The organism is Kitasatospora sp. NPDC092948 (assembly GCF_044754805.1).
Lineage (GTDB): Bacteria > Actinomycetota > Actinomycetes > Streptomycetales > Streptomycetaceae > Kitasatospora.
Genome location: NZ_JBIVPU010000012.1, coordinates 64,725 through 84,839, shown reverse-complemented (window position 1 = coordinate 84,839; position 20,115 = coordinate 64,725). Strand labels below are relative to the sequence as shown.

20 protein-coding genes and 1 pseudogene are annotated in these 20,115 nt (G+C 69.9%); 17 read left to right on the top strand and 4 right to left on the bottom strand.

Annotated features, from left to right (window positions below; all coding sequences use genetic code 11):
• The first annotated feature begins 2 nt into the window (after positions 1-2).
• Positions 3-302: a hypothetical protein gene (locus ACIQF6_RS28360; RefSeq protein ID WP_400899941.1), complete on the top strand. Its 300-nt coding sequence runs from the start codon at positions 3-5 to the stop codon at positions 300-302.
• Positions 303-352: 50 nt separating this feature from the next.
• Here ACIQF6_RS28360 and ACIQF6_RS28355 read toward each other — a convergent pair whose 3' ends face one another.
• Entirely contained in the window at positions 353-796 is a 444-nt protein-coding gene (locus ACIQF6_RS28355; protein ID WP_400899939.1) for a helix-turn-helix domain-containing protein, read from the bottom strand.
• A gap of 595 nt (positions 797-1,391) precedes the next feature.
• On the opposite strand from ACIQF6_RS28355, the pseudogene ACIQF6_RS28350 reads away from it, so the two are divergent.
• Positions 1,392-1,505: pseudogene (locus ACIQF6_RS28350) on the top strand (AAA family ATPase); the annotation flags it as partial.
• 508 nt (positions 1,506-2,013) lie between these two features.
• On the top strand, positions 2,014-2,181 hold the full coding sequence (locus ACIQF6_RS28345) for a LexA family protein (RefSeq protein WP_400899937.1): 168 nt from the start codon (positions 2,014-2,016) through the stop codon (positions 2,179-2,181).
• An 86-nt stretch (positions 2,182-2,267) separates the two neighbouring features.
• Here ACIQF6_RS28345 and ACIQF6_RS28340 read toward each other — a convergent pair whose 3' ends face one another.
• Positions 2,268-3,200 carry a hypothetical protein gene (locus ACIQF6_RS28340; RefSeq protein WP_400899935.1) on the bottom strand — a complete coding sequence of 311 codons (933 nt, stop codon included), beginning with the start codon at positions 3,198-3,200 and terminating at the stop codon, positions 2,268-2,270.
• A 243-nt stretch (positions 3,201-3,443) separates the two neighbouring features.
• On the opposite strand from ACIQF6_RS28340, the gene ACIQF6_RS28335 reads away from it, so the two are divergent.
• The 4 genes from ACIQF6_RS28335 to ACIQF6_RS28320 all read left to right on the top strand — a co-directional run bounded on the left by ACIQF6_RS28335 (position 3,444) and on the right by ACIQF6_RS28320 (position 8,311).
• Positions 3,444-5,732: a DnaB-like helicase C-terminal domain-containing protein gene (locus ACIQF6_RS28335; protein ID WP_400899933.1), complete on the top strand. Its 2,289-nt coding sequence runs from the start codon at positions 3,444-3,446 to the stop codon at positions 5,730-5,732.
• A 56-nt stretch (positions 5,733-5,788) separates the two neighbouring features.
• Positions 5,789-6,322 (top strand): transcriptional regulator, encoded by a 534-nt coding sequence (locus ACIQF6_RS28330; protein ID WP_400899931.1) that lies wholly within the window; start codon positions 5,789-5,791, stop codon positions 6,320-6,322.
• 563 nt (positions 6,323-6,885) lie between these two features.
• Entirely contained in the window at positions 6,886-7,752 is an 867-nt protein-coding gene (locus ACIQF6_RS28325; RefSeq protein ID WP_400899929.1) for a hypothetical protein, read from the top strand.
• 19 nt (positions 7,753-7,771) lie between these two features.
• Entirely contained in the window at positions 7,772-8,311 is a 540-nt protein-coding gene (locus ACIQF6_RS28320) for an SMI1/KNR4 family protein (protein WP_400899927.1), read from the top strand.
• Between the two features lie 499 nt (positions 8,312-8,810).
• Here ACIQF6_RS28320 and ACIQF6_RS28315 read toward each other — a convergent pair whose 3' ends face one another.
• Positions 8,811-9,290 (bottom strand): hypothetical protein, encoded by a 480-nt coding sequence (locus tag ACIQF6_RS28315; RefSeq protein ID WP_400899925.1) that lies wholly within the window; start codon positions 9,288-9,290, stop codon positions 8,811-8,813.
• A 12-nt stretch (positions 9,291-9,302) separates the two neighbouring features.
• Complete coding sequence (locus ACIQF6_RS28310; protein WP_400899923.1) at positions 9,303-10,577, bottom strand: multiprotein-bridging factor 1 family protein; 1,275 nt, start codon at positions 10,575-10,577, stop codon at positions 9,303-9,305.
• 511 nt (positions 10,578-11,088) lie between these two features.
• Between ACIQF6_RS28310 and ACIQF6_RS28305 the strand changes: the two genes are divergently transcribed.
• From ACIQF6_RS28305 to ACIQF6_RS28260, 10 genes are all read left to right on the top strand, one after another.
• Positions 11,089-11,538 carry a hypothetical protein gene (locus ACIQF6_RS28305; protein WP_400899921.1) on the top strand — a complete coding sequence of 150 codons (450 nt, stop codon included), beginning with the start codon at positions 11,089-11,091 and terminating at the stop codon, positions 11,536-11,538.
• On the top strand, positions 11,528-12,217 hold the full coding sequence (locus tag ACIQF6_RS28300; protein WP_400899919.1) for a hypothetical protein: 690 nt from the start codon (positions 11,528-11,530) through the stop codon (positions 12,215-12,217). The genes ACIQF6_RS28305 and ACIQF6_RS28300 overlap by 11 nt, the downstream gene beginning before the upstream one ends.
• A gap of 295 nt (positions 12,218-12,512) precedes the next feature.
• Complete coding sequence (locus ACIQF6_RS28295) at positions 12,513-13,034, top strand: hypothetical protein (protein ID WP_400899917.1); 522 nt, start codon at positions 12,513-12,515, stop codon at positions 13,032-13,034.
• A gap of 23 nt (positions 13,035-13,057) precedes the next feature.
• The gene (locus tag ACIQF6_RS28290; RefSeq protein WP_400899915.1) at positions 13,058-13,618 is read left to right on the top strand and encodes a hypothetical protein; all 561 of its coding nucleotides are present in this window, start codon (positions 13,058-13,060) and stop codon (positions 13,616-13,618) included.
• 210 nt (positions 13,619-13,828) lie between these two features.
• On the top strand, positions 13,829-14,221 hold the full coding sequence (locus ACIQF6_RS28285; protein ID WP_400899913.1) for a hypothetical protein: 393 nt from the start codon (positions 13,829-13,831) through the stop codon (positions 14,219-14,221).
• 110 nt (positions 14,222-14,331) lie between these two features.
• Positions 14,332-14,541, top strand: coding sequence for a hypothetical protein (locus ACIQF6_RS28280; RefSeq protein ID WP_400899911.1), 210 nt, complete (start codon positions 14,332-14,334; stop codon positions 14,539-14,541).
• Between the two features lie 58 nt (positions 14,542-14,599).
• Positions 14,600-15,451, top strand: a complete 852-nt coding sequence (locus tag ACIQF6_RS28275) for a hypothetical protein (protein WP_400899909.1) — start codon at positions 14,600-14,602, stop codon at positions 15,449-15,451.
• Between the two features lie 59 nt (positions 15,452-15,510).
• Complete coding sequence (locus ACIQF6_RS28270) at positions 15,511-16,371, top strand: hypothetical protein (protein WP_400899907.1); 861 nt, start codon at positions 15,511-15,513, stop codon at positions 16,369-16,371.
• Positions 16,368-17,213 (top strand): hypothetical protein, encoded by an 846-nt coding sequence (locus tag ACIQF6_RS28265; RefSeq protein ID WP_400899905.1) that lies wholly within the window; start codon positions 16,368-16,370, stop codon positions 17,211-17,213. The genes ACIQF6_RS28270 and ACIQF6_RS28265 overlap by 4 nt, the downstream gene beginning before the upstream one ends.
• A gap of 552 nt (positions 17,214-17,765) precedes the next feature.
• Entirely contained in the window at positions 17,766-20,114 is a 2,349-nt protein-coding gene (locus ACIQF6_RS28260) for a Helicase associated domain protein (protein ID WP_400899903.1), read from the top strand.
• The last annotated feature ends 1 nt before the right edge of the window (position 20,115 follow it).

Below are 20,115 nucleotides of genomic sequence, written 5' to 3'. Positions count from 1 at the left end.
CCGTGACCACCCCCGCACCCCGCCAGCCCGGCCCCGACAACCCCGAGTCGGTGCCGGAGTGGCCGCTGCCCGTGGCCACCCTCGCCCGCCACCTCCACGTCAACCGCTCCACCCTCCACCGCGCCCTGGCCAACGACCCCACCGCACCCACCCCCGTCGAGCAACCGGACAACGGCCGCGACCTCTACTACTACCGGGCCGTGCATGCCTGGTGGCCCAACCGCCGCAGCCGCGGCGAACGCGGCCCCGACCAACAGCCACGCGCACCGTACAGCCGAAAGGACAGCACCTCCGGCACCTGATCCGGCCGAGCATCACTGCGGCAGGGGTCGCTGATGATCAAGGGTGGTCCTCACGGCTGCCGTCTGGCCTCCTCCAGCCGTCGGTGAGCCCGGTACACGACGGATACGCCATGGCCGAGCGCCGCGGCGATGGCACGGTACGACACGTCTTCGCCCTTGAGCTTGAGAATCTGCTCCTCGTCGGCCTCGGAGAGGACCGTCCAGCCACCGACGTCGGCACGCAGCGCGGGCGGCTCGGCGACGCCGCGCCAGGTGAACCCGAGGACCGCGTTGCGCACGGTCGCCTCCCCGACGTCGTACTGGCGCGCGAGGCCGCCGAAGGTGGCCTGACCGGACCGGTAACGGCGCCGCATGTCTGCCACAACCTCTGGCGTCAACCGGGCGAAGGACGGCACTGGGACCTGCTGCGAGGCAGGAGGTTCGAGGGGTGCCGGATCAGTGACAGCGCGCCAAGTATAGCCGTAGGCAGCGTTCTCCACCGTCGTCCAGCTCACGCCCAGCTCCTGGGCGCGACTGTTGATCGTCGTTCTACCGGCGGCGAGGTCTGCGCGCAGCTTCCGGACGAGGGCTGCAGTCAACCTGGTGCAGGCCGGCCGGGGTGACGAAGGGGTCGGGCTGGTCATCATGGGCTCCACGGGGGATCGGCGAGTGGTTCGATCCCTCCAAGGGCTGATGATTCCGACGAGCGTAGCGCGGTGGGCGAGGGCGGGCATATTGTTCGCGCAGCCCCCCGGGGTCGGTCGGGAGCGGCGCATCGAATCGGCAGTCGGCCGTGCACTCGAGAGCCCGCCGTGTTCGTTATTCGCCGCAGCTGCGAGGATGGCCCCGTGGAGGATTCCGGCCGGTCGTGGGGCGCGGTGCCGTTGCCGCCGACGGTCGCGGTCCTGGTCCGTGACGCCCGTGGCTTCCCGATCTCCTGGGCGACGCAGTGGAGTTCCGGCAGCGAGAGCCGGGCGGCGTGGCCTATCGACCCCGCGGGGCGGGAGCAGCAGGTCGGCTGCTCGTGCTGGCCTGGGCGCGGCCGGCCGGTGTTCGGACAGCTGTGCGTGGTGCGGCAGCGCTCCTGCATGCGCCGACGTCGCTGCCAGCTGTGCGGCCATCGTCGACCGCCTCACCTTCGGCGGCAACATCATCGAGACCGGCACCGACTCATACCGCCTCGCCACCACCCGAGCCCGCGCCGAACAGACGGCCGCTGGCTGACCGGACTCACGGGCCTCACCACTGTCAGGCAGAACCCTCTTGAGGCCCTGGGAGACAACGGTCTATCGTCAGGTCACTAGTTTTCTGACCATCTGGAAGTCTTTATGCCTCGCCGTTCTCCAGGCGAGATCAGGGCCGAACAGTCCCCGCGCAGGGCAGCCGGCACCAGGCAAGTCATCACGGGCTTGTCCGCTGCGACAAATCGACAGATCGCGCAGTTCGAGGCGCGATACCGGCTGCCCCCTGGGTCTGTCGCCCGTGCCTTCCGGGCATGGGACTTGGCGCTTCATGAGTGGCCCGACCATGGATCCAACCGTGGACATGGGACCACGGACTGGAGAGACAGGCACGCCCGAACGCTCCTAGAAGGGGCAGCCGCCTCCATGCGACGAAAGGCGCGTCGCGAACTCCTCACAACGGTCGCACCTCTGGACGACCACTTCCTGGCGCGGACACTGCAAGATCCCTTCGCGCCTGCCTTCGAGCCCTGGTGGAAGCGCCGGCTCGGGTGACGACCTACTTCGTCGGCGACTCCATGACCGGCGCGGCCATCCTGCCCGGCGACCTCATCGCGATCCGCCGTCAGCCCGACGCGCACAACGGCGAGATCGTCGCCGCCCTGATCGACGGCGAGGCCACGATCAAGGAGCTCCGGCGTTGCGACGGCAAGACCTGACTCGTGCCGCGCAGCCCGGCAAACCGTCCGCTCCCCGGCGACCACGCAGTCATCCTCGGCAAGGCAGTCGCGGTCCTGCGTACCTGCTAGTTCTCCGCGGGTGCCGTGCGGTAGAGGTCGGGGATCCGCAGGGCCCCCCGGCGGTTCAGCCCCGCCGGGGTATGCCAGTGTGCGATCGGCCAGGGGTGGCTCAGCTCGGTACCGAGATAGCCGTCCGGCCGGACTTTCTCGCCCAGCGCCCCGAACTCATGAGTGAAATGGCCGGTACCGATCGCGGGCACCGGGTGGAGGCGGCCATCCGGCTCGATCAGGTAGGGCTGTCCGCAGCCGATGCAGTACAGGCCCAGCCGGCCCCAAGCCGCACTGAGCGACCGTTCGTCCAGCGTGCTCGCAGCAAAGCGCGCCGCGCCGACCCCGCACGGGCACCGGTCGTCTGCCTGGTACAGCGCGATGTCCACCACTGTGTCGCGCTGCACTCCGAACCACCCGGGGGCAACGCCCAGGACGCGGGCCAAGGTGCGGCGCTGCGCGGCGTCCGGCCTGGTCTCGCCTTTGAACCAGCGGCCGAGAAGGTGGGATTCGAGGCGTGCGGCGCGCGAAACCTCCGCAGCGGTACGGCCGGTGGAGACGTGAACGATCCGGATGCGTCGGGCCAGGGGATCGAGATGGTGGAGCACCCAGACCGGGTGGCCGAGCAGCCGCTCCACGGCCTGCCCCGGGTCGGCCTTGGTCTCTTGCGCCCGTTCCAGAGCTCGCTGCCGATGTGCCTCCGCGAGCCAGGCCCGGGCGGCCGCCTCGGACTGGGCGGAATCCAGCGAGAGGCCGGCAAGAGCATCACCCGCCCGCGCGAGCTCGACGGCCGCGCTGGTGCCCCCGGTTCCGCACTCGAAGACGGTGGCGAGCAGCCGCTGCAGCACCGCCATTCCGGCTTCGCCGACTCCGGTGGCGAGCAGCGCGGTCGCCCCGTCCAGGGCGCGCAGAGCGCGCAGCTCCCGCCCGCGGTTCCACAGCTCCAGCATCCCGTCTCCCTCCCGGTCTGCGGTCGAGCAGCCGATGCGCCAGCAGGCTAGCGGCTCAGGCGAGGCACCCGGACCACATCACTCGCCTCCGCCTCACCCCGCCTCTTCTCACACACCTTGCCAGACACAAATGTTCTATAAATGCACAGGTCAGGGCCATTTGATTTGGCACAGCATTACATTTCATGCCCTGATGTGTATGTGTTGGTGTATGGTGAATCCATACACGATAGGAGGCCTGCCATGCACTCCAGCAGTGGCCCGAACCCCTCGCCCGCCGCGTCGGAGGCGCTTGGAGTCGACAGCGCCCGAAAGAGGCTGACCGCGCTGATCAACGCTGCCGAGAGCGGCGAGGAAACGACGATTCGGTTCGACGGGCACAGCGCCAAGATCGTCCCGATCGCGCCCGGCACCAATCTGGACAACCTGCCGCGCTTCGGTGTCCGAGACGCCCGGGAGAAGCTCTCCTCGCTGGTCACGCAGGCCGCGGGCAGCCCTTCCGTCATCACCCGCAACGGCAAGCCGGTCGCGCTCCTGGTCTCCGCCCACGCGCCCGCCCGCCCCGCCAGCTCGCGCACCCTCACGACCATCGGCGACAACGCGGCAGCCCTCCTGGACCGCCAGGAAGACCGCCGGGCCCGCATCGGCATTCCCGGTGTCGACCGCGCCTCCGCAGTCTTGCGTCCCGGGCGTCTCACGCTCGCCGCCGGCGCACCGGGGGCCGGCACCAGCCTGCTCGTCCTGTCCGCCGCCGCGAGCGCCGCGCTCGACGAGGGCGCCATGGTCCTGTACGCGGCTTCCGGCCCGACCAAGAACGACATCCTCTTCCGACTCACCGCAGCGCGAGCCGACGTGGACTACCAGCGGCTGAGGGCTGGAACCCTCACCACCGAGGAGCAGGCCCGCGTCAGAGACTTCACTCCGAACCTGCAGGCCGCGAACCTGCTGATCGACGCCGGATCCGACCTCGACGCAGCCGCGATCGCCGACGTGCTCGACACGGCCGGCGTCGACTTCCACCTGGTTGTGGTGGACCGCCTCCAGACCGACCCGCACCCCGACCGCCCGCTGTCCGGCACCAACGTCCCGCAGGCCGTCAAGGACCTCGCGTTCATTGCCCAGCGCCATCAGATCCCGGTCCTGGCCGCGCTCGACTCCCCGGACCACGGCACCGCACTCGCGCTGGGCCCCGATCTCTTCCTCGCGCTCACCCGCACCGGCTCCGAAGTGCAACTGCGCATCCTGGAAGCGGACCTGGGCGTGGAAGCAGAGGTCCCGCTGCTCCTGGACGGCTCCCGTGCCCGGCTGCTCGACCGACCGAACACCGATCCGATCACAGAACCTTCGAGGCTCAGTGCGGCTCCCGCTCCGGCGGAACCCGCCGTCGTCGCCTCGGACACCTCGCCCGGCACCGCCGCCGAAGCCGCTCCGGCTCCCGCTCCGGGCAGCGTGCCTGACGGGCCACCGGCAATGATGCCAACAGCAGCCCCGGTGGAGGGCCAGGTAGTGCGCACCGGCGCGACGAAGCTATCCACCGGCCGAGGTAAGGACGCCATCGTCGCCCACCTGCTCACCATGATCGAAGACCGGCGCACCAGCGCGCTCGAACTCGCGCAGGGCGATATCCAGTTGGCCATCCGCATGCTGCAGAAGACCGCTATCCCCGACATCATGGCGATGCTCGCCTACACCCGAGAGGACGCACGCTACGAGCACACGGCCCACCCGCCGCTCCTAGAGATCTTCAGGCCACAGGGGCAGGGGAGCAAGAAGGCGGACGCGATCTGGGAGGGGCGCCCCAACTGGGAGAACAAGGATCTCAAGTACGGATTGGGGGCACGGCAACTGGTGTCCCGGCTCGACATGAACGCGGCCTACCTGGCCGCGTTCAAGGCGCACTTGCCGATCGGGCAGCTCAAACACCACGTCGGTTCTGACTGGGATCCGAGGTTCGCAGGAGTGGTGCGCGCCACGGTGGCACCCTGGGAGCACCGACACCTTCCGGACCCCCTGGGCAGCCGGGACGAGCGCGACAGCGTGTGGATCACCACCGCCACACTCAGCCTGCTGCGGCGGGTGGCCAAGGAGGGCCTGATTCAGCTGCCCTCGGTCCACGAGGCCTGGGTCGCCCACAGTTCCGAGCACATGCTGGAGTACCTGCGAGTCGCACTCGCGACCGCCCGCCAGGCCGGAATCGACGAGGGCGACGACGTCGTCGTCGAGTACGTCAAGGACATGTACGCCAAGTTCGTCTCGACATCGGGGACCAGCACCAACAACCACCTCCTGAACAACCCGTCCTGGCAGCACATCCTGCGTAGCCAGGCATTCTTCAACCTCTACCTGAAGGCGTTGAAGGCCCGTAAGGCCGGGCTCCAGCTCGTCGCGATGAAGGGAACGGATGAGCTGCACGTCATCGGCGACTGGCGCGAGGTGTTCGAAGAGGGCCGAGGGCTGACCCAGGTCAAGGAGAAGAAAGAGGAGAACTACTGGATTCCGCAGGAAATGCCCAAGAGGAAGGGGCGTAGGTAGTGGCCGGCCGGTGGATGGAACTCGGGAAGTATGAAGCCCGAGGAATCGAGGGGGGAGTGGCGATGGCCATCCATCTCGACTCGGAGGTGATGAAACGCGGCATCAAGTCTCCTGTCACCAGCAAGCGGGGCCTTGCCGCCAGGCTCAAGTATCTGATGGAGAAGAAGGGCGGCCCAAATGCTATGGTGGAAGCGGGCATTGCCGTCAAGCCGAAGACCATTCAGAATTGGGTGGACGGCAAGACTGTGCCCAGGCCCGACAACCTTGCCAAGATCGACGCCGCCTACTGGGCCTTGAAGGGCCACAACCTCGGGCCGCGACTGAAGGAGTTGCTCGGCAACGAGGGCCTGGGAACCGAGATCGAAATCTATCCTGTCGATCAGAGTCAGGTCCCTGAGAAATACAAGAGGGAAATCAACGTTCGAAAGATCCATCTCAAGGGCGACATCTGGGACGACTTCGTCGACGCCTGGCGGGACGATGATGTCCAGATGCTCGATGAAATCTGGGACGAGGTCCTGAACAAATTGGACTCGAACTACGATTCCTATACCTATGTTCAGCACGTCGGATTCGCGGTACCGCAGTAGCAGGCGGAATGCGGATGGGGCTGACACGCCCTCGAGTTTGCGCAGCCCCGAAGCATTCCGCCGCTAAATCCCTGACCAACGTCAGGGCGACAATGACAGGAAGGCCAGCGCGGAGGCTCTGCTGAACGCGCTGGAGATGGCGTCCCCGGATATCGCCGCCGTCGCGCTCGTCCGGGTTGGCCGAAGCTCCCCGACCTGCGCGCCATCGTCGCCCGGAAGACCGTCGAAGCCGCCGGCATCACGCTGGAACCCGCCCGCCGCAAGGGCCGCGAACAGAACGACCTCCCCGCCGCCCGCGCCCCACTTTCCTCTCCGCCGCGCAGCTCGGCGCCCTGGCCTGCCTGGGCGCCGAAGCCGCCGCCAACAGCGATCCGGCCGCCCACCTCAAGGCGGCCACCCTCGCACACCCCACACCGACGACCGAGGTCGCTGAACCTGTCCGGTACGACTGCCACCGATGACTGAGTGGGTGCCGTCCGGCCCCGAGACCGTGACCCGCGCCGCCCACCCGTTGCGGACGGCCGAGGGCACCACAGGCATCAATCCTCACAAACAGGAGAATCATGGACTGGACGATCAAGGAGACCGCCGAAGTCCCCAAGGCCCGTACCGGGAAAGGAGACGACCGACTCCTCGTCCGCTCGGACAACGACGGACTCGCCCTTCTCGCGGTGGTCGACGGAACCACGGACAAAAGCGGCCGACACTTCGACGGCCGCTGTGGCGGGGCCCTGGCCGCGGAATGCGTTGTGGACACGCTGTGTCACGTGCGCCCCAACACGCCCCCGGCCGAGCTGGTGGCTACGGTCACCCGAGACCTGGCCGAGATGCACCGCCGCTGGGGCATCGGCGCCAGCGACACCCCCCCGCCCAGCGCCGTCGCCGCGATCTTCCTTCCCCGCCAGGGAGTTGTGGTACGCGTAGGGGACGTGCACCTCGCGCTGCGCCGTCGCGGTGAGTGGCAGCAGCACCCGGCGAACAAGCGGATCGACGTCGTTGCAGCCGAGGCCCGAGCTGCCCTACTGGCCGCACACCTCAGAGCCGGTGTTCCGCTACTGGAGTTGGCGGAGCACGATCCGGGACGGGAGATGATCCTGCCCCTGCTGCGCAGCCAGCACCATTTCGCCAACAAGCCCGACTCCGACGACGGACTGGCGTTCGGTGTCTTGAACGGACGGCCTGTCCCGCAACGGTTCGTCGAATCCCTCGACCTCGACGGTGCGACGGAGATCGTTTTGGCGACCGACGGCTACCTCGGCCCGTCGTCCACGCTGTCCCTGGCCGAACACGCACTGCAAGTCTCCCTGGCCCAAGACCCGCTACGCATCGGGGCGTATCCCGCCACCAAGGGAATCCGGCCCGGCGCCAACGGCCATGACGACCGCACCTATGTACGCCTGGTTCGTGACGACCCCGACGGACCGAGGTAGTTGGAAGAAGTGACGCCCGGTGGACAACGCCCTCAACACCCTCGCCGGCCTGCTGCCTCGCCCCGCCAGCGCCCGACCCAAGGACTGGGACTCGGTGCGCCGGCAACTCGGCACCGACCTGCCCGCCGACTACAAGGCCTTCATCGACTCCTACGGTGGCGGCTGCGTCGACGCCTACCTGTGGATCCTCGAACCCGGCTGCGTCAACGAGTACTACGACCTCTTCGAGGCCGTGGAGGAGCGCGCCGAGGCCAACGAGTACCTGTGGTCCAGCGGCGAGCCGAAGCCCGCCGAACTCGACCATCGCGACACCCGCGTCATCCCCTGGGCCTCCACCGACAACGGCGAGTTCCTGTACTGGCTCGCCAAGCCGGGCCAGGACCCAGACCAGTGGACCGTCATGGTCAACGAGGCACGCGGCCCCTGGTGGGAGCACTTCGACCTCACGCTCACCCGCTTCCTCGCCCGCTCCCTCACCCGCGAGACGCGATCCGAGATCCTCTCCGACCTCTACCCCACCATCCCGCACGACTTCCAGCCCTCCGGCCGCTTCATGTAGTGCAGCCCGCCGTCGCCCGCAGACGTCGGACAATTCCCAGACCGGGAACGGGCCGGCGTGTCTCGGCAGGGAACGTGCCGTGACCGACCGATCGCGACCACGAGGACTTTCTCGAGGTCTTCCAGGCCGCCGTCAACTGACGGCCCGTGGCCGGGGCCATGGACCGTGGAAGTCGGCGGCCCAGCGTTCTCGGACGCTGGGCGCCTTGTCGGCCCGGTTACCCCGGCGATACCAGTCGGGCAGGTCTAGGGACAGGTCGGCCCACTCAACGACCCGGCCGCGCGGTCCGCGCCCGCACCGGCCCCCACAACCAGCCGGGCCTGGACGCCGAGGCCGGCCGCCTGCGTGCTGCCGAGCACGACCGGCACACCAGCCGGACGATCGTCTCCAGGTATGTGTCCCCGTGACCGCACGCCGCAGAGCCGTACGGATCGTCGCCGGCGGTGCAGTGATGCCGTACCGCGCCGCACTCCAGATTCTCCTGCTGCCCCGTCATCCGTCAGGCTTCCGGTCGGACGGCCCCCTCTGGCCACACCACCAAGACGGGAGTGCCAACCGCATGGGCGTAGGCGACGACGTCGGCGGTGCCCCCGTAGCCTCGCGCGGGTCGGCCGTCCCACACGGCGATGAGAAGGTCGGAGAGGCCGACGAGCATCTCGCTGGCGACCATGTGCGCCTGTGGGGTCGAGTCGGGCAACCCGGTCTCGTGCACGTCGGCTGCTGCGGCCAGGAGGCGGTCGTAGGTGGCGTGGTGCCAGTCGGGGAGGCCGTCCCGGTATCCGCGGGCGGGTATCACCGCCTCGAGGCGGCCGCCCAGGGCGAGCACGAGGTCGGCGAAGGTGCTGTCTGGTCCGTCGGCCAGGCAGCTGATGCCGGTGAGGTCCTGCGCATGCGGAGCGAGGGCATGGGCGAGGAGCTCGGCGATTCTCTGCTGGAGTTGGTCGTCGAGGCCGCGGTGTCCGGTGATGCCGAAATGCATGTACAACTCCGATCAGAAATAGGCGCCGGCGAGGCGATCGTCGAGCGCGGTGACAGCAGCGGAGCCCGCAGCGCCGGCGGGCAGAGCCCTGCGGACGCGTCGCGCGGATTCGATGACCCGGCCCGACTTGAGGTCGAGCCCGATGTCGAGCCCGCGCACGGCGAGTTCGAGGGATGTGTCGATGCGGCCGGCGGCAATATGACCGAGGGCCAGTTCCATGCACAGCAATCCGTGCTGTGTGGTGTGCGTGGTCGCTTGCACGGCCCTGGCGTGGCTGAGTGTCCAGCTCGAACGGCCCAGCCAGGCCCCGCAGGTGACTCGGATCGTGTCGATCTTCGTTTCGGAGAACTGGAAGACCCACGGCCACGGCGGAGGTGATTCCTGGTGGATCGTGCGCGCGAGCGCGGCACTGCGGACCAGGCTGCGGTCGCAGGCTTCAGCGTCGCCGAGCGCGGCGTGACCAAGGGCCTCGGTCGCGGTGAGCCACGCGTCGGCGACGGTCGGGGTGTTGTCCGTCAGCGCGCTGCGGGCCCGTCCGGCCAGTGCCAGGCAGGAGGCTCCGTTGTCGAGGTGCGCGTCCATCTGGGCGAGGCTACCCAGTTGATAGGCGAGGAGGAGGGAGTGCCGGGCGGAGCGGGCGGCGGTGATGGCGGTGCCGTACGCGTGGCGGGCCGAACCGTGGTCGCCCATGTCCCAGGCGAGCCAGCCGGTGAACGAGGCGGTCTCGCTCTGGCAGGCCCTGAGCAGGCTCTGCTGGTCGGAGGGGGCGGAAGCGACGGCTGCCTCGATCAGTTGCAGGTGCGACCGGGCAGAGGCGATCAGGTTCCGCGACGGCATGGTGGCGTCGAGCCGCCGGTAGGTGCTGGTGACCAGCCGGAACGCGGCTGCAGGGGAGCCGTCCTCAACGGAGGGAAGGCCCGGTGCCGCATCACGGCGTCCGCCTGATGCCGTGCGCAGGACCGACGATGCGGCCAGGGCTGCGGTTCCAGCGAGAAGTCCCCTGCGTTGCACGTGCCCTCGCTGTTCCGTCGCGTCCGGGTCGACAAGACCGACGAGGTGGAGCGGGATCTCAAGGAACTCCGCCACCGCGCGGAGCAGGTCCATGGGGTAGGCCCTGTTGGGCCTGCGTTCGATCTGCCGGGAGAGCACCGACTGGGCCACCCCGCAAGCCCGCGCCGCCCCTCGCTGTGACAGCTGCTGGCCTTCACGCGCTTCCCGTACGACAGTCCCGAAGTCGCCAACTCTGGCGGCCGCGAGAGCGGCAGCCGTCGGATTCCACATCGTCATCTCCATGCACTGTACGAACCGGGAGGCTGCGAACCACGGCCTTTGATGCTGTTTCGGCATCGCCTGATGCCAAAACAGCATCGTCGGTGGCGCCTGCTCGGAGACAGCCTGTTGACTGATCGTCAGAAAGATTGCGGCGCTGGAACATGACCAGCTGGCCGCGATCGCACGACGCCGACGAGAACGGCCGCGGTTGGCCTTCCGTCAAGACGATAGGCCGCCCAGCCCTGGGGTGATGGCGGATTCCGCGAGTTGGCCGATGCCAAACCTGCTCCTGCGTGCACGTTCTGACTTGCCGAACTACGAACCACACCAAGCGATTCCGGAGGAGACGATGACCAGCTCGCTTACGACCGGAGGTGCCCGCGGCCGTCAAGCGACCACGGCGTGGCTGAGCCGTCTCGACTATGGCGTGGCGAGCCGTCGACCCCGGGAGCCGGCGTGCGGCAGTGGAGTGGGCCAGGCGCTCTCCATGACCGCCGTGGGGCCGGGGGCTGAGCGAGTGCACCCGGTGGCGGCCGAGACCGATCTGCCTGACCTCGACCTGGGGTTCGCGACGAGAGACCAACTGGTGCGGCTGGCGGCAGCGGCCGAGCGCGCCGACAGCCTGGCTGCCCATCGCAGGAGTGAGGGCGCCCGGCAGGTCTACCAGAGTGAGGCCCGCCAGGCGGTGAACGCGTTGGTGGAGATCGTCACCCGGGGTGGCTGGCCCGGCCTGGCTCTGGTGGGAACCGACGGCATTACCGCGGCACTGGTCATAGCCTCGCACGCGTCGCTGTACGAGCAGGCGGTCCTGCTGCCTGCGTTGAAGCGGACAGTGCACAACGGCGGCGCCCCTGACGAGCACCGCGTCCGGTTGGAGACGCTGATTGCCGGGGCGTTGGGGGACCCGTCCCCGGACGACCCTTCCGCGCACAGCCGATTCCATGACGACGAGGGAGACCCCGGACATGTCCGCTGACCTGCAATCCAAGGCGTTCCCTCCGCTGCGTACGGTGCTGCCGACAGGGAATGGAGCTGGGATGCGGTGGCTGGTCGAGCGGGCCGTCGATCCGGTGGAGTGCCGGACCGCATGGATGACGGGCAGGCTCGCGGAGATCACCCTTCGGGGGTTCGCGGTGCTGCGGGTCGCGCCTGCGCTCGGCCTGCGCCTGCTGGACGAACGGCTCCCCAAGCGGCCCGCCCCCGTGTTGTACAGCCGGGACGACTCGTCCCTGCAGTTCCTCGTGGGGCCGCCGAAGGCCACTTCGCTGGACCTGCCGGACCGGTCGGGTGGGACGGGAATGGTCGACCTCGGCCTGACACTGCATCCGGTGACGGTGGACCAGTTCGATTCGGCCGGCACTGCCGTGTCGGCGCTCGACCAACTGGCAGGCCTGATCGAGATGATCGTTACCGGCGTGCTGATGTGCCCGGCCCCGGGGCGCGAGTTGCCACTTCGGCGCACGCGGTGGGTGGTCGAGCCCGACGGCACCGGCCTGGTGTGGGATGCCGCCGCCGTCGTGGAGGCGCTGGCGGAGGACCAGCAGTGGCTGTGGTCGTTGAAGGACCCCATACCGGCCAACTCCGAGCAGGCACCCGACGGTGACACAGCAGCCAGGTTCGTCATGGCGAGTCGGGCGCTGCGCGCCGCGTCGTGAACGTCCTGGGGCAGGGACGTGGGACTTCCCTGCCCCAGGGGCTATTCCCCCGCCCCTGCCGGGCGGGGTGTGCGGCAGGGCAGCGCGATCTCCCCCTTCTCGCGCCGGGCTCGCCGCGCCGCGCGGATTCTCCGCACCCGCCCGCCGGTATCCGGGGCCCGCGCAACGTTGCCGGCCGTCGCACCGCCCCTGCGAGCGTGAGGGTCGGCAACGTCACGGGTGGACCCGGCGGGCCATGAGGGTGGTGGCCGGGTCCACCCGACGAACAGGACAGCCCACAGGAAGAGGCACGGGGATGATCACCAACGAGATGCGCAGAACGCTGTCGCCCGATGCGGACGGGTGGACTGGGCAGGTCGCGCTCGAAGACACGCTCGACACCGGCCGGTGTGTCGTGAGCCTGCCGGTGGCGGGCGGTGCCGACCTGCTGCGGTGGCTGCGCAGCATGGGCCACACCACATCGCCCGTGATGCTGGCGCCGCCGCGCGACGTCGGCGACGGGATCGGTCGGCTGGCGTTCCCCACCATCTACGCCGTCGGCCTGGCCGTTCTCCCCGGAGTCCGGGCAACGGGGACGTTCGACTGCCCCAACGCATTGACGGCGACCGAACTGTCCGCGATCGCGGGCACCGCGGTTGTCGACGCGGTGTGGTTGGTCGCGCCCGCGCCGGGAGCGGGGCTGTGGAACCCCGAACTGCTGGCTGGCGGGATTCGGTACCTCCTCGGTCACAACGACTCGGCGGCGGTGGCCGAGCCGCGTGCCGCCGAGTGCGAATGGGAGCTGCTCGTCAGCGCGATGGAAGGCAGCCGGTGGTAGGGGCGGCCGGACTGCCCCCACGGGTGGCGGCCGACATCCGCAGGAGGTTCGCCGAAATGGCCGATGATCCGGATCGCGTCCTTCGGGCGTGGGGGAAGGGCGAGCTGGCCCCCATCCGGATATCGGGCTTCGCGGTGGTGGAGGTTCCCGGACGGGCCTGGGGTCGTGCCACGGTGGACTACCTGGCAGGGCTGTCCGACCGCAGCACGACGCCGGTCTTGATCGGCCCGGTCGTCCAGCGCCGCACCGCGCGGCGTGAGCGGCACGCCACGCTGCGCGAGCAGGACGAGCGCTCGGCGCAGCGCGGCCAGCCGGCGGAACACGAGGTCCGCACACGGTACGAGGATCGGACTCTGTTTCTCACGAGCGTGCCCGACGCGAGGTTTGCGCCGTGGTGCGTCCCGGGGCTGCCCAGGGTCGTCCTGCACACCACCGGGGTGGTGCGTGTGCCCTCGCCCGTGGTGGACCGTCCGGGCGCTCGGTGGCTCGTAGCACCGCGGTTCGGCCGGTTGACGGACCCGCAGTTCCTGGCGCTGGCGCTGCCGCGGACCCGCCGGTCCCTACGCCGGACAGGGCTGCTCTGACGAATCGTCCTGCCGGCCACATACGTCCATCGGACGCGGCGTCCGCAGCGCGGTGCAGGAGGAAGAGAGTGGTGGGGGGGGGGCGGGGGGGGGGGCCCCCCCCCCCGGCCCCCCCCCCCCCACCGACCGGGCCCGCCTCCGGGCCGGTGGAACGACCCACCCGATTTCGACCAGGCCGGACGTGCTCGGCACCTTGAGGAGATGACTGACATGGGCTCGGACTCTCGGGAGAACGGGTTGGTGGCGCCGCTGTCGGTGGCCGAGCTGGCGCAATTGGTGGGGGGCCGTGTTCATGATGCCGCGTCGGACGTGCTGGTGCGGCCGGTGCTGTCCGCGGACTGCCGCACGGTAGGCGGCGGCGAGCGCCACCTTGCGGTCGTCACCGGCACCGACGACACCGACGCCCGGGCGGTGCTTGCTGCGGCCGCCGGCGCCGGTTTCGGACACACCGAGCTGCTCACCAGCGGAGTTGGTCCGGGCCTGGGCCGGTTCACGGAGGCTCTGCCGACCGGGTCTGCGGTGCTGGTGAAGGGCCTCGGCCTGGGCCCGATGCTGCTGCCGTACCTGAGCGCGCACTTCGCCGCCCGCTCCGCGAAACCCTGACGCGCCGCCCGCCCCCGGGCCCGCGGCCGGACGCGATCCTGCACCCCGCCCGGCCAGGGCCCGGCACTGCCGGCCCCCACCTCATCCAACCTCTACCGCTTGGCTTCCTGATGACCACCACCGCACCCGGCCTGCCGCGCCGCCCCCATGCCGTCCTGCGCCCGGCCCAACCGCTCGACGAGCTGTTCGACATCGTCTTCGTCTTGCCGGGGGCGGAAAGGCCAGCGCTGCCGCTCAACGTCGTTCGCCTCGCCCAGTTCGCGGTGCGGCGGCCGGCCGGCCGCCGGTGGCACGGGCCGCCGACCGGGCCCGCCGCCTGACGGCGTCGACACGGCTACAGCCCACACCCACACCCGCCACGAACCGCAGGACCACACCATGACCATCACCGAACCCCGGCCTGCCGACACCGGTCCGCAGAACCCGGCCGCGGTGGCACCGCGAGGCAGGGGACGCTCCGGCCGGGCCGCGCCGTCGCGCGTCGCGCTCGCCCTTGCCCATCCCGACCAGACCACGCACGACGTCCCTTTACGGGAGCGGGCTGTGGCCGCCTCGCTCCGCGACCGGCACCCACGACTCGCAGCGGCGATGCGCGGCGCCAGCGACTTCGAGGAGGCGGCCGTCCGCCACGCCGTCCAGCAGCACGACCAGGTGCTGCACATCGGTTTCGGTGCCGGAGTCCATGGCCGCGAACCCCACCAGTGGTGGCAGCGCCCGTACGGGCGCTGCCCGAACGTGATCGCGGTGACAACCTGTCAACACGCCCTCGAGCGGACCCGCGCACACTGCGAGGCCTCGGCCACGCTGCTGCACGAACCCGGAAGGCGCCTGCACCGAATCCTGGGCAACCCCTTCCAGACCACGGACTTCTGCCGGCCCGTCGGCGTGGTGCTCGCGGCGCAGCGCAGCCCCCGGCGGGCCACCGACGAGCTGTTGAAGCAGCTCCTGGGGCGGCTCGTCCCGGGCAGCACCCTCGCCCTGACGGGCATTGCCCTCGACGACATCGCCGAGCGCCGCCGACTACGCGAGCGGTGGGCGCGGTACACCGATCAGCGCCTTTGCCTCCTGCACGGCCGGCGGCCGGCCGGACTGCTGTACCGACTGCGCCACCTCGAACAGGTCCCCGGCGCCCTCGCGGCACACCTGCCGCCGGCACATCGGACTCCCGATTCGGGCCCGGGGATCCGCGCCTTCGGCGCGGTGTACCGCATCACCGCCCGCGACCACTGACCAGCTCCAGGCCCGGGCCCGCGCCGCCGACCACCACCTCTCACCTCCGGAGCACCACCGTGACCCACCCCGACAGCGACCCCACCTCCTGGGAGCCCGCCTGCCCGTACCGCCTCGACATGGCATGGGCGACCGGCCCCGACACCCAGGACCTGACCAGCGCCGACATCGCGACCGCCGAGGAGATGACCAACACCCCCCTCGGACGCAGCCTGCCCGGGATCACCCGCGAGCTCGACCGCTACGAGAGGTGGGCGCTGCGGCACGCCGGGAGCAAATACGACCAGGTCCTGCACATCGGCCACGGCTGGATGACCCCCGACTACGGCCCGCAGCAGCTGTGGCAGCAACTGCGCGAGCGCCGGCCCGACCTGACGCTCGTCACCATCGCCACCGACCACGGCGTCGGCGAAACCACCCGCAGCCACTCCGGCGACACCACCACCGCACTCAGGTGCGTCGGCCTCCTCGATACCCTGCTCGACCGGCCGATGCTCACCGAGTACGTCGACCTGAGGCGGCCGCTGGGGGTCGTCCTGCCAGCCGTGCACCGCCAATCGCCGTTGGGCTACCGAGAACTGATCAACGCCCTGGTCCGCAGGTGCGCGCCCGGCAGCATGATCGCCTACACCTCCCTCGCCCACACTCCGCCGCCCCGGACCCCACACACCACCCCCCACCACACCGACGCCGCCCGAGTTCTGACCAGCGCACTGCGCCACAGGACCGACGGGCGGTTCGGCGAACTCGCCGACCCGCGCGAATCCAGCCGGGCGGTGGCCCCGTTCGAGGCCGTCGTCCCGTACCCGCTCACCCACACCACCCGACGACGCCGATCGCGCCCCGTGGGCCTGCACGCCCTCGCCGTGGCATTCCAGGTCACCCGTCGCACCGCACAGCACACCGGGACGACGCGATGACCGACACCACCACCGCCACACCCCTGCCGGCACCGCTGCGCCCCGGCGCCGTCGTGCCGAGCGCGCTGGGGCGGAACACCTTCGGGGACCGGGCCGTGCCCTCGCGGGTCGAGCTCGTCCTTGCCGGCCACCCCGGGCCCGTCGCCAACGTCTTCCGCTGTGACGAGGTCGCGGCGGCGGCGATCCGCCAGGTGTGCCCGGGGTTGCCCGCGGCGGTGCGCGACGCCGCCGTCGCGGAGGAAGCCGCGGTCCGGTCGGCGGTGAGGAGAGGCCGGCAGGTCCTGCACATCGGGTACGGACTCGGCCTGCCCCACCGCGAGCCCCACGACTGGTGGGAGCGGACGTCCGGGCGGCATCAGCGCGCGGTCGCCGTGACCTCCTGCGACGGCGCCTACGCCCCCGCCCGAGCGTTCTGCGGGGACTCCACCGCACTACTGTTCGAGCCCGAGGAGCGCCTGCACCTGCTGCTCGAACACCCGCACATGCCCCGCCTGATCGACCTGGCCCGGCCGGTCGACGTGGTCCTCGCCGGCACCCACCGCACCTCCTGGAGGGCCGTCGAGGCGCTCCTGGACCGACTGCTGGGAGGCCTCGCGCCGGGCAGCACGCTCGCGCTGGTCGGCGTCACCGTCACGGACGGCACCGCGCGCCGCCACATGCGCGACCGCTGGTTTTACTACACCGGCCAGCGACCGGCCGTGCTCCACCACAGCCACCCGAGCGGGCTGCTCAGCCGCCTGCGCCGCTTCGAACAGAGGGCCCTGCTGGTACCTCCTCACCAGGACCGTTCCGAGGCCGGCGCCGTCGGCACGGTGTATCGCATCGGTGGGAGGGTCCGATGATCCGGGCTCTCATCCGTTCCCCCGGGCGCCGTCCCGCCGGAGGGCCGGCCCGCGAACCGGCTCGGAACGCACGCCCTTCCCAGGCCGAGTCGCCCGCGAGTCGGTGAACGGGCCAGCACCGCCGCCAGAGCCGTGGATACCCCCAGGAGAGGACTCCTTGGCGCCGTACGACCGGGGCTGAGCATGATCGCCATCACAGTCTGCCGCTATGCCTACGCCCGCGCCGGTGCAGCACCACTCCGGTGCTGCTCTATTCCTACCCGCAGCACTACGACAGGCTCCTGGACAACCCGCGCCTGCCGTCGACCGTCGACCCGACCAGGCCGGTCGGCGTGGTCCTTGCCGGCCCCCACCACAGCCCCCGTCTCGGCACCGCCGCCAGGGCCCTGCCGACCTGGACCTGCAGCCGGTCACGCTGGACGCCCCTGCACACGCCCGCAGGCCCGACATTCATCCACGGCGTACCGGCATCGACCGGATCGCCTGGCACCGCTACCCGTCCCGGGCAGCACGCCCAGCCTCGCCGAGACCGACTCGACCCGATGAGACATCATGCCGACCAACGACAACACCCGACCAACCGTCACCAGCTCTGACGGAATACAGCAGCTGAGGCCTCACCAGGTCCGCGCCGTCGCCGATGTCGCCGGCGCACTGCGCGTCGACGACCGCACGCAGTACATCTCCAGCTGCGGCACCGGCAAGACACGCGTCAGCCAGGCGATCGCCGAACACCTCGGTGCGGATCGGGTTCTTCGCACCTTTCCGTCCCTGGCCCTGATCAGTCAGACCGTCGACGACCTGATCTCGGGATTCGGCCCGCACAGCCTCGGACGGATCATCGCCGTCTGCTCCAAACGCAACTTGCTCGATCCCGTCGTTCGGCGGGTGGAGTCCGTGGCGCGCGTCGTCTCCCACCCAGCCGACCTCGCCCACCTCCTCGCGCGGCCGGGCCGGACAACTGTGCTGAGCACCCTGCAGAGCCTGGAGGTGCTGATAGAGGCACACGCCCACCACGGACTCGGCCGCTGGCCCCTCATCGTGGTGGACGAGGCACACCGAACCGTGGGCTGGGAGGACCGAACCTGGACGGCCGTCCACAACGACGCGCTCGTCCCGGCGGTGCGCCGCCTCAACATGACCGCCACCCCCAAGATGATCGTCTCCTCCCGAACCGGGGACGGTGTGGTCCTGAGCATGGACGACGCCGCGGTGTTCGGCCGGGTCTCCCACCGCCTCACCTACGGCCGGGCCCGGGACCTCGGGCTGCTCGCCCGCTACCGGCTGGTCGTGCCGGTGGTCACCGACGCCGACATCCACCGGGCCGCGACCGCCCAGCAGGATCCCGTGTTCCTGCGCACCGGCGGTCCGGGCGCCGTGAGCGCCGACGTCCTCGCCACCCAGATCGCGTTGCTGAGAGCCGCCGCCGAGCATGGGGCCCGCCGAATGGTCCTCTACCACCGCACCGTCGCGGACGCACGATGGTTCTCCACCACCCTGCACCACGCCTGGGAGCTGCTCCCGCCCGGCGAGCGGCCCGTTGCCCTGTGGGCCGGCCACGTCCATGCGCAGCACCCCCCGAACGTCCGCGAGCGCATCGTGAACCAGCTGCGCTCCGACCGTCCCGGCCTCGTCGTTGTGTCGAACGCAGGGCTTCTGACCGAGGGCGTCAACGTCCCGGACATAGACGCGACCGGATTCCTCTCCCCGGGCGGGCAGATCCGCTACGTGCAAGCGTTCGGCCGGGCCGCTCGCCTGCCCTACCCGGGGGCGCAGAAGACCGCCATGCTGTTCGTCCCGGTGTTCGTCGGTCCGGGCGACACCGATCCGGCCGGCACCGTCGCAAACTCGTCGTACAGCACTGTGTACGGCGTTGTGCGGGCGATGGCCGCCCAGGACGAGGACCTGGCCCATTACCTGGAGAACATGCGGCGAAACCTCGGCCGGACCGCGGAGAACCGCGACAACAGCGCCCACACGCTGCCCGACTGGTTCGCCGTCACCGGCCCCGAGATCCCTCCCGGCTTCGTCGACGCGATCAGGGTGTGCACGGTCCGGGCCGCGACGGCCTCGGCCGCCGAATACCTGGGCGCCCTGGCCGAGCACGTCGCCGACGGCACCGACATCAACACCGTCGCCCCCGGCACCCTGTCACCGTCCGGTCTCGACATCGGGAACTGGCTGTGGAACCAGCGCTCCTACCACTCGTCCGGCAAGGTCGACCCGATCACCGCCGCCGAACTGGAGGAAATGGGCATCATATGGGACCTGGCAGGCATCCCATGGCGGAGATTCGTCAAAGAACTCTCCGCATTCAAGGACGAGAACGGGCACGCGAACCCCCTCCAGACACATGTCACCGCCGGCGGGTACAAACTCGGAGCGACAGCCAACTCGTACCGGAACCGCTGGGACTCCATATCCTACGACCAGAAGAAAGTGCTGACCGACCTCGGATTCATTGCTGCGCCGATGGAACACTACTGGGACGTCCGGTTCGAGGCGCTGAAGGAACTCGCAGAAAAAGCCGGGCATCCCATCGTCCCAAGGACCCGAACGGCGCCGGACGACCTGGACCTGTACACCTGGCGCCAGAGCCAGATCATCCTCCTGCGGACCGGGCGGATGCGCCCCGACAGGATCAAGCGATTCTGCTCCGCCGGACTGCACCTCGGCCGAGAAGAAGCCCGACGGAACATCATCATGCGCGAACTCGTGGCCTTCCGTGAGAAAACCGGCCAGCAATGGCCCACGGACAGCTACGTCACCGACGACGGCCTCGCCCTTCACCGGGCAATCAGACGCCAGCGCAAATCCATGCTGGCCGGCCACGTTCCCAGATGGCAGATCCGAAAATTAGTTAAACTCGGAATAATGCCGAAAAACCCGAATAGCAAATAGG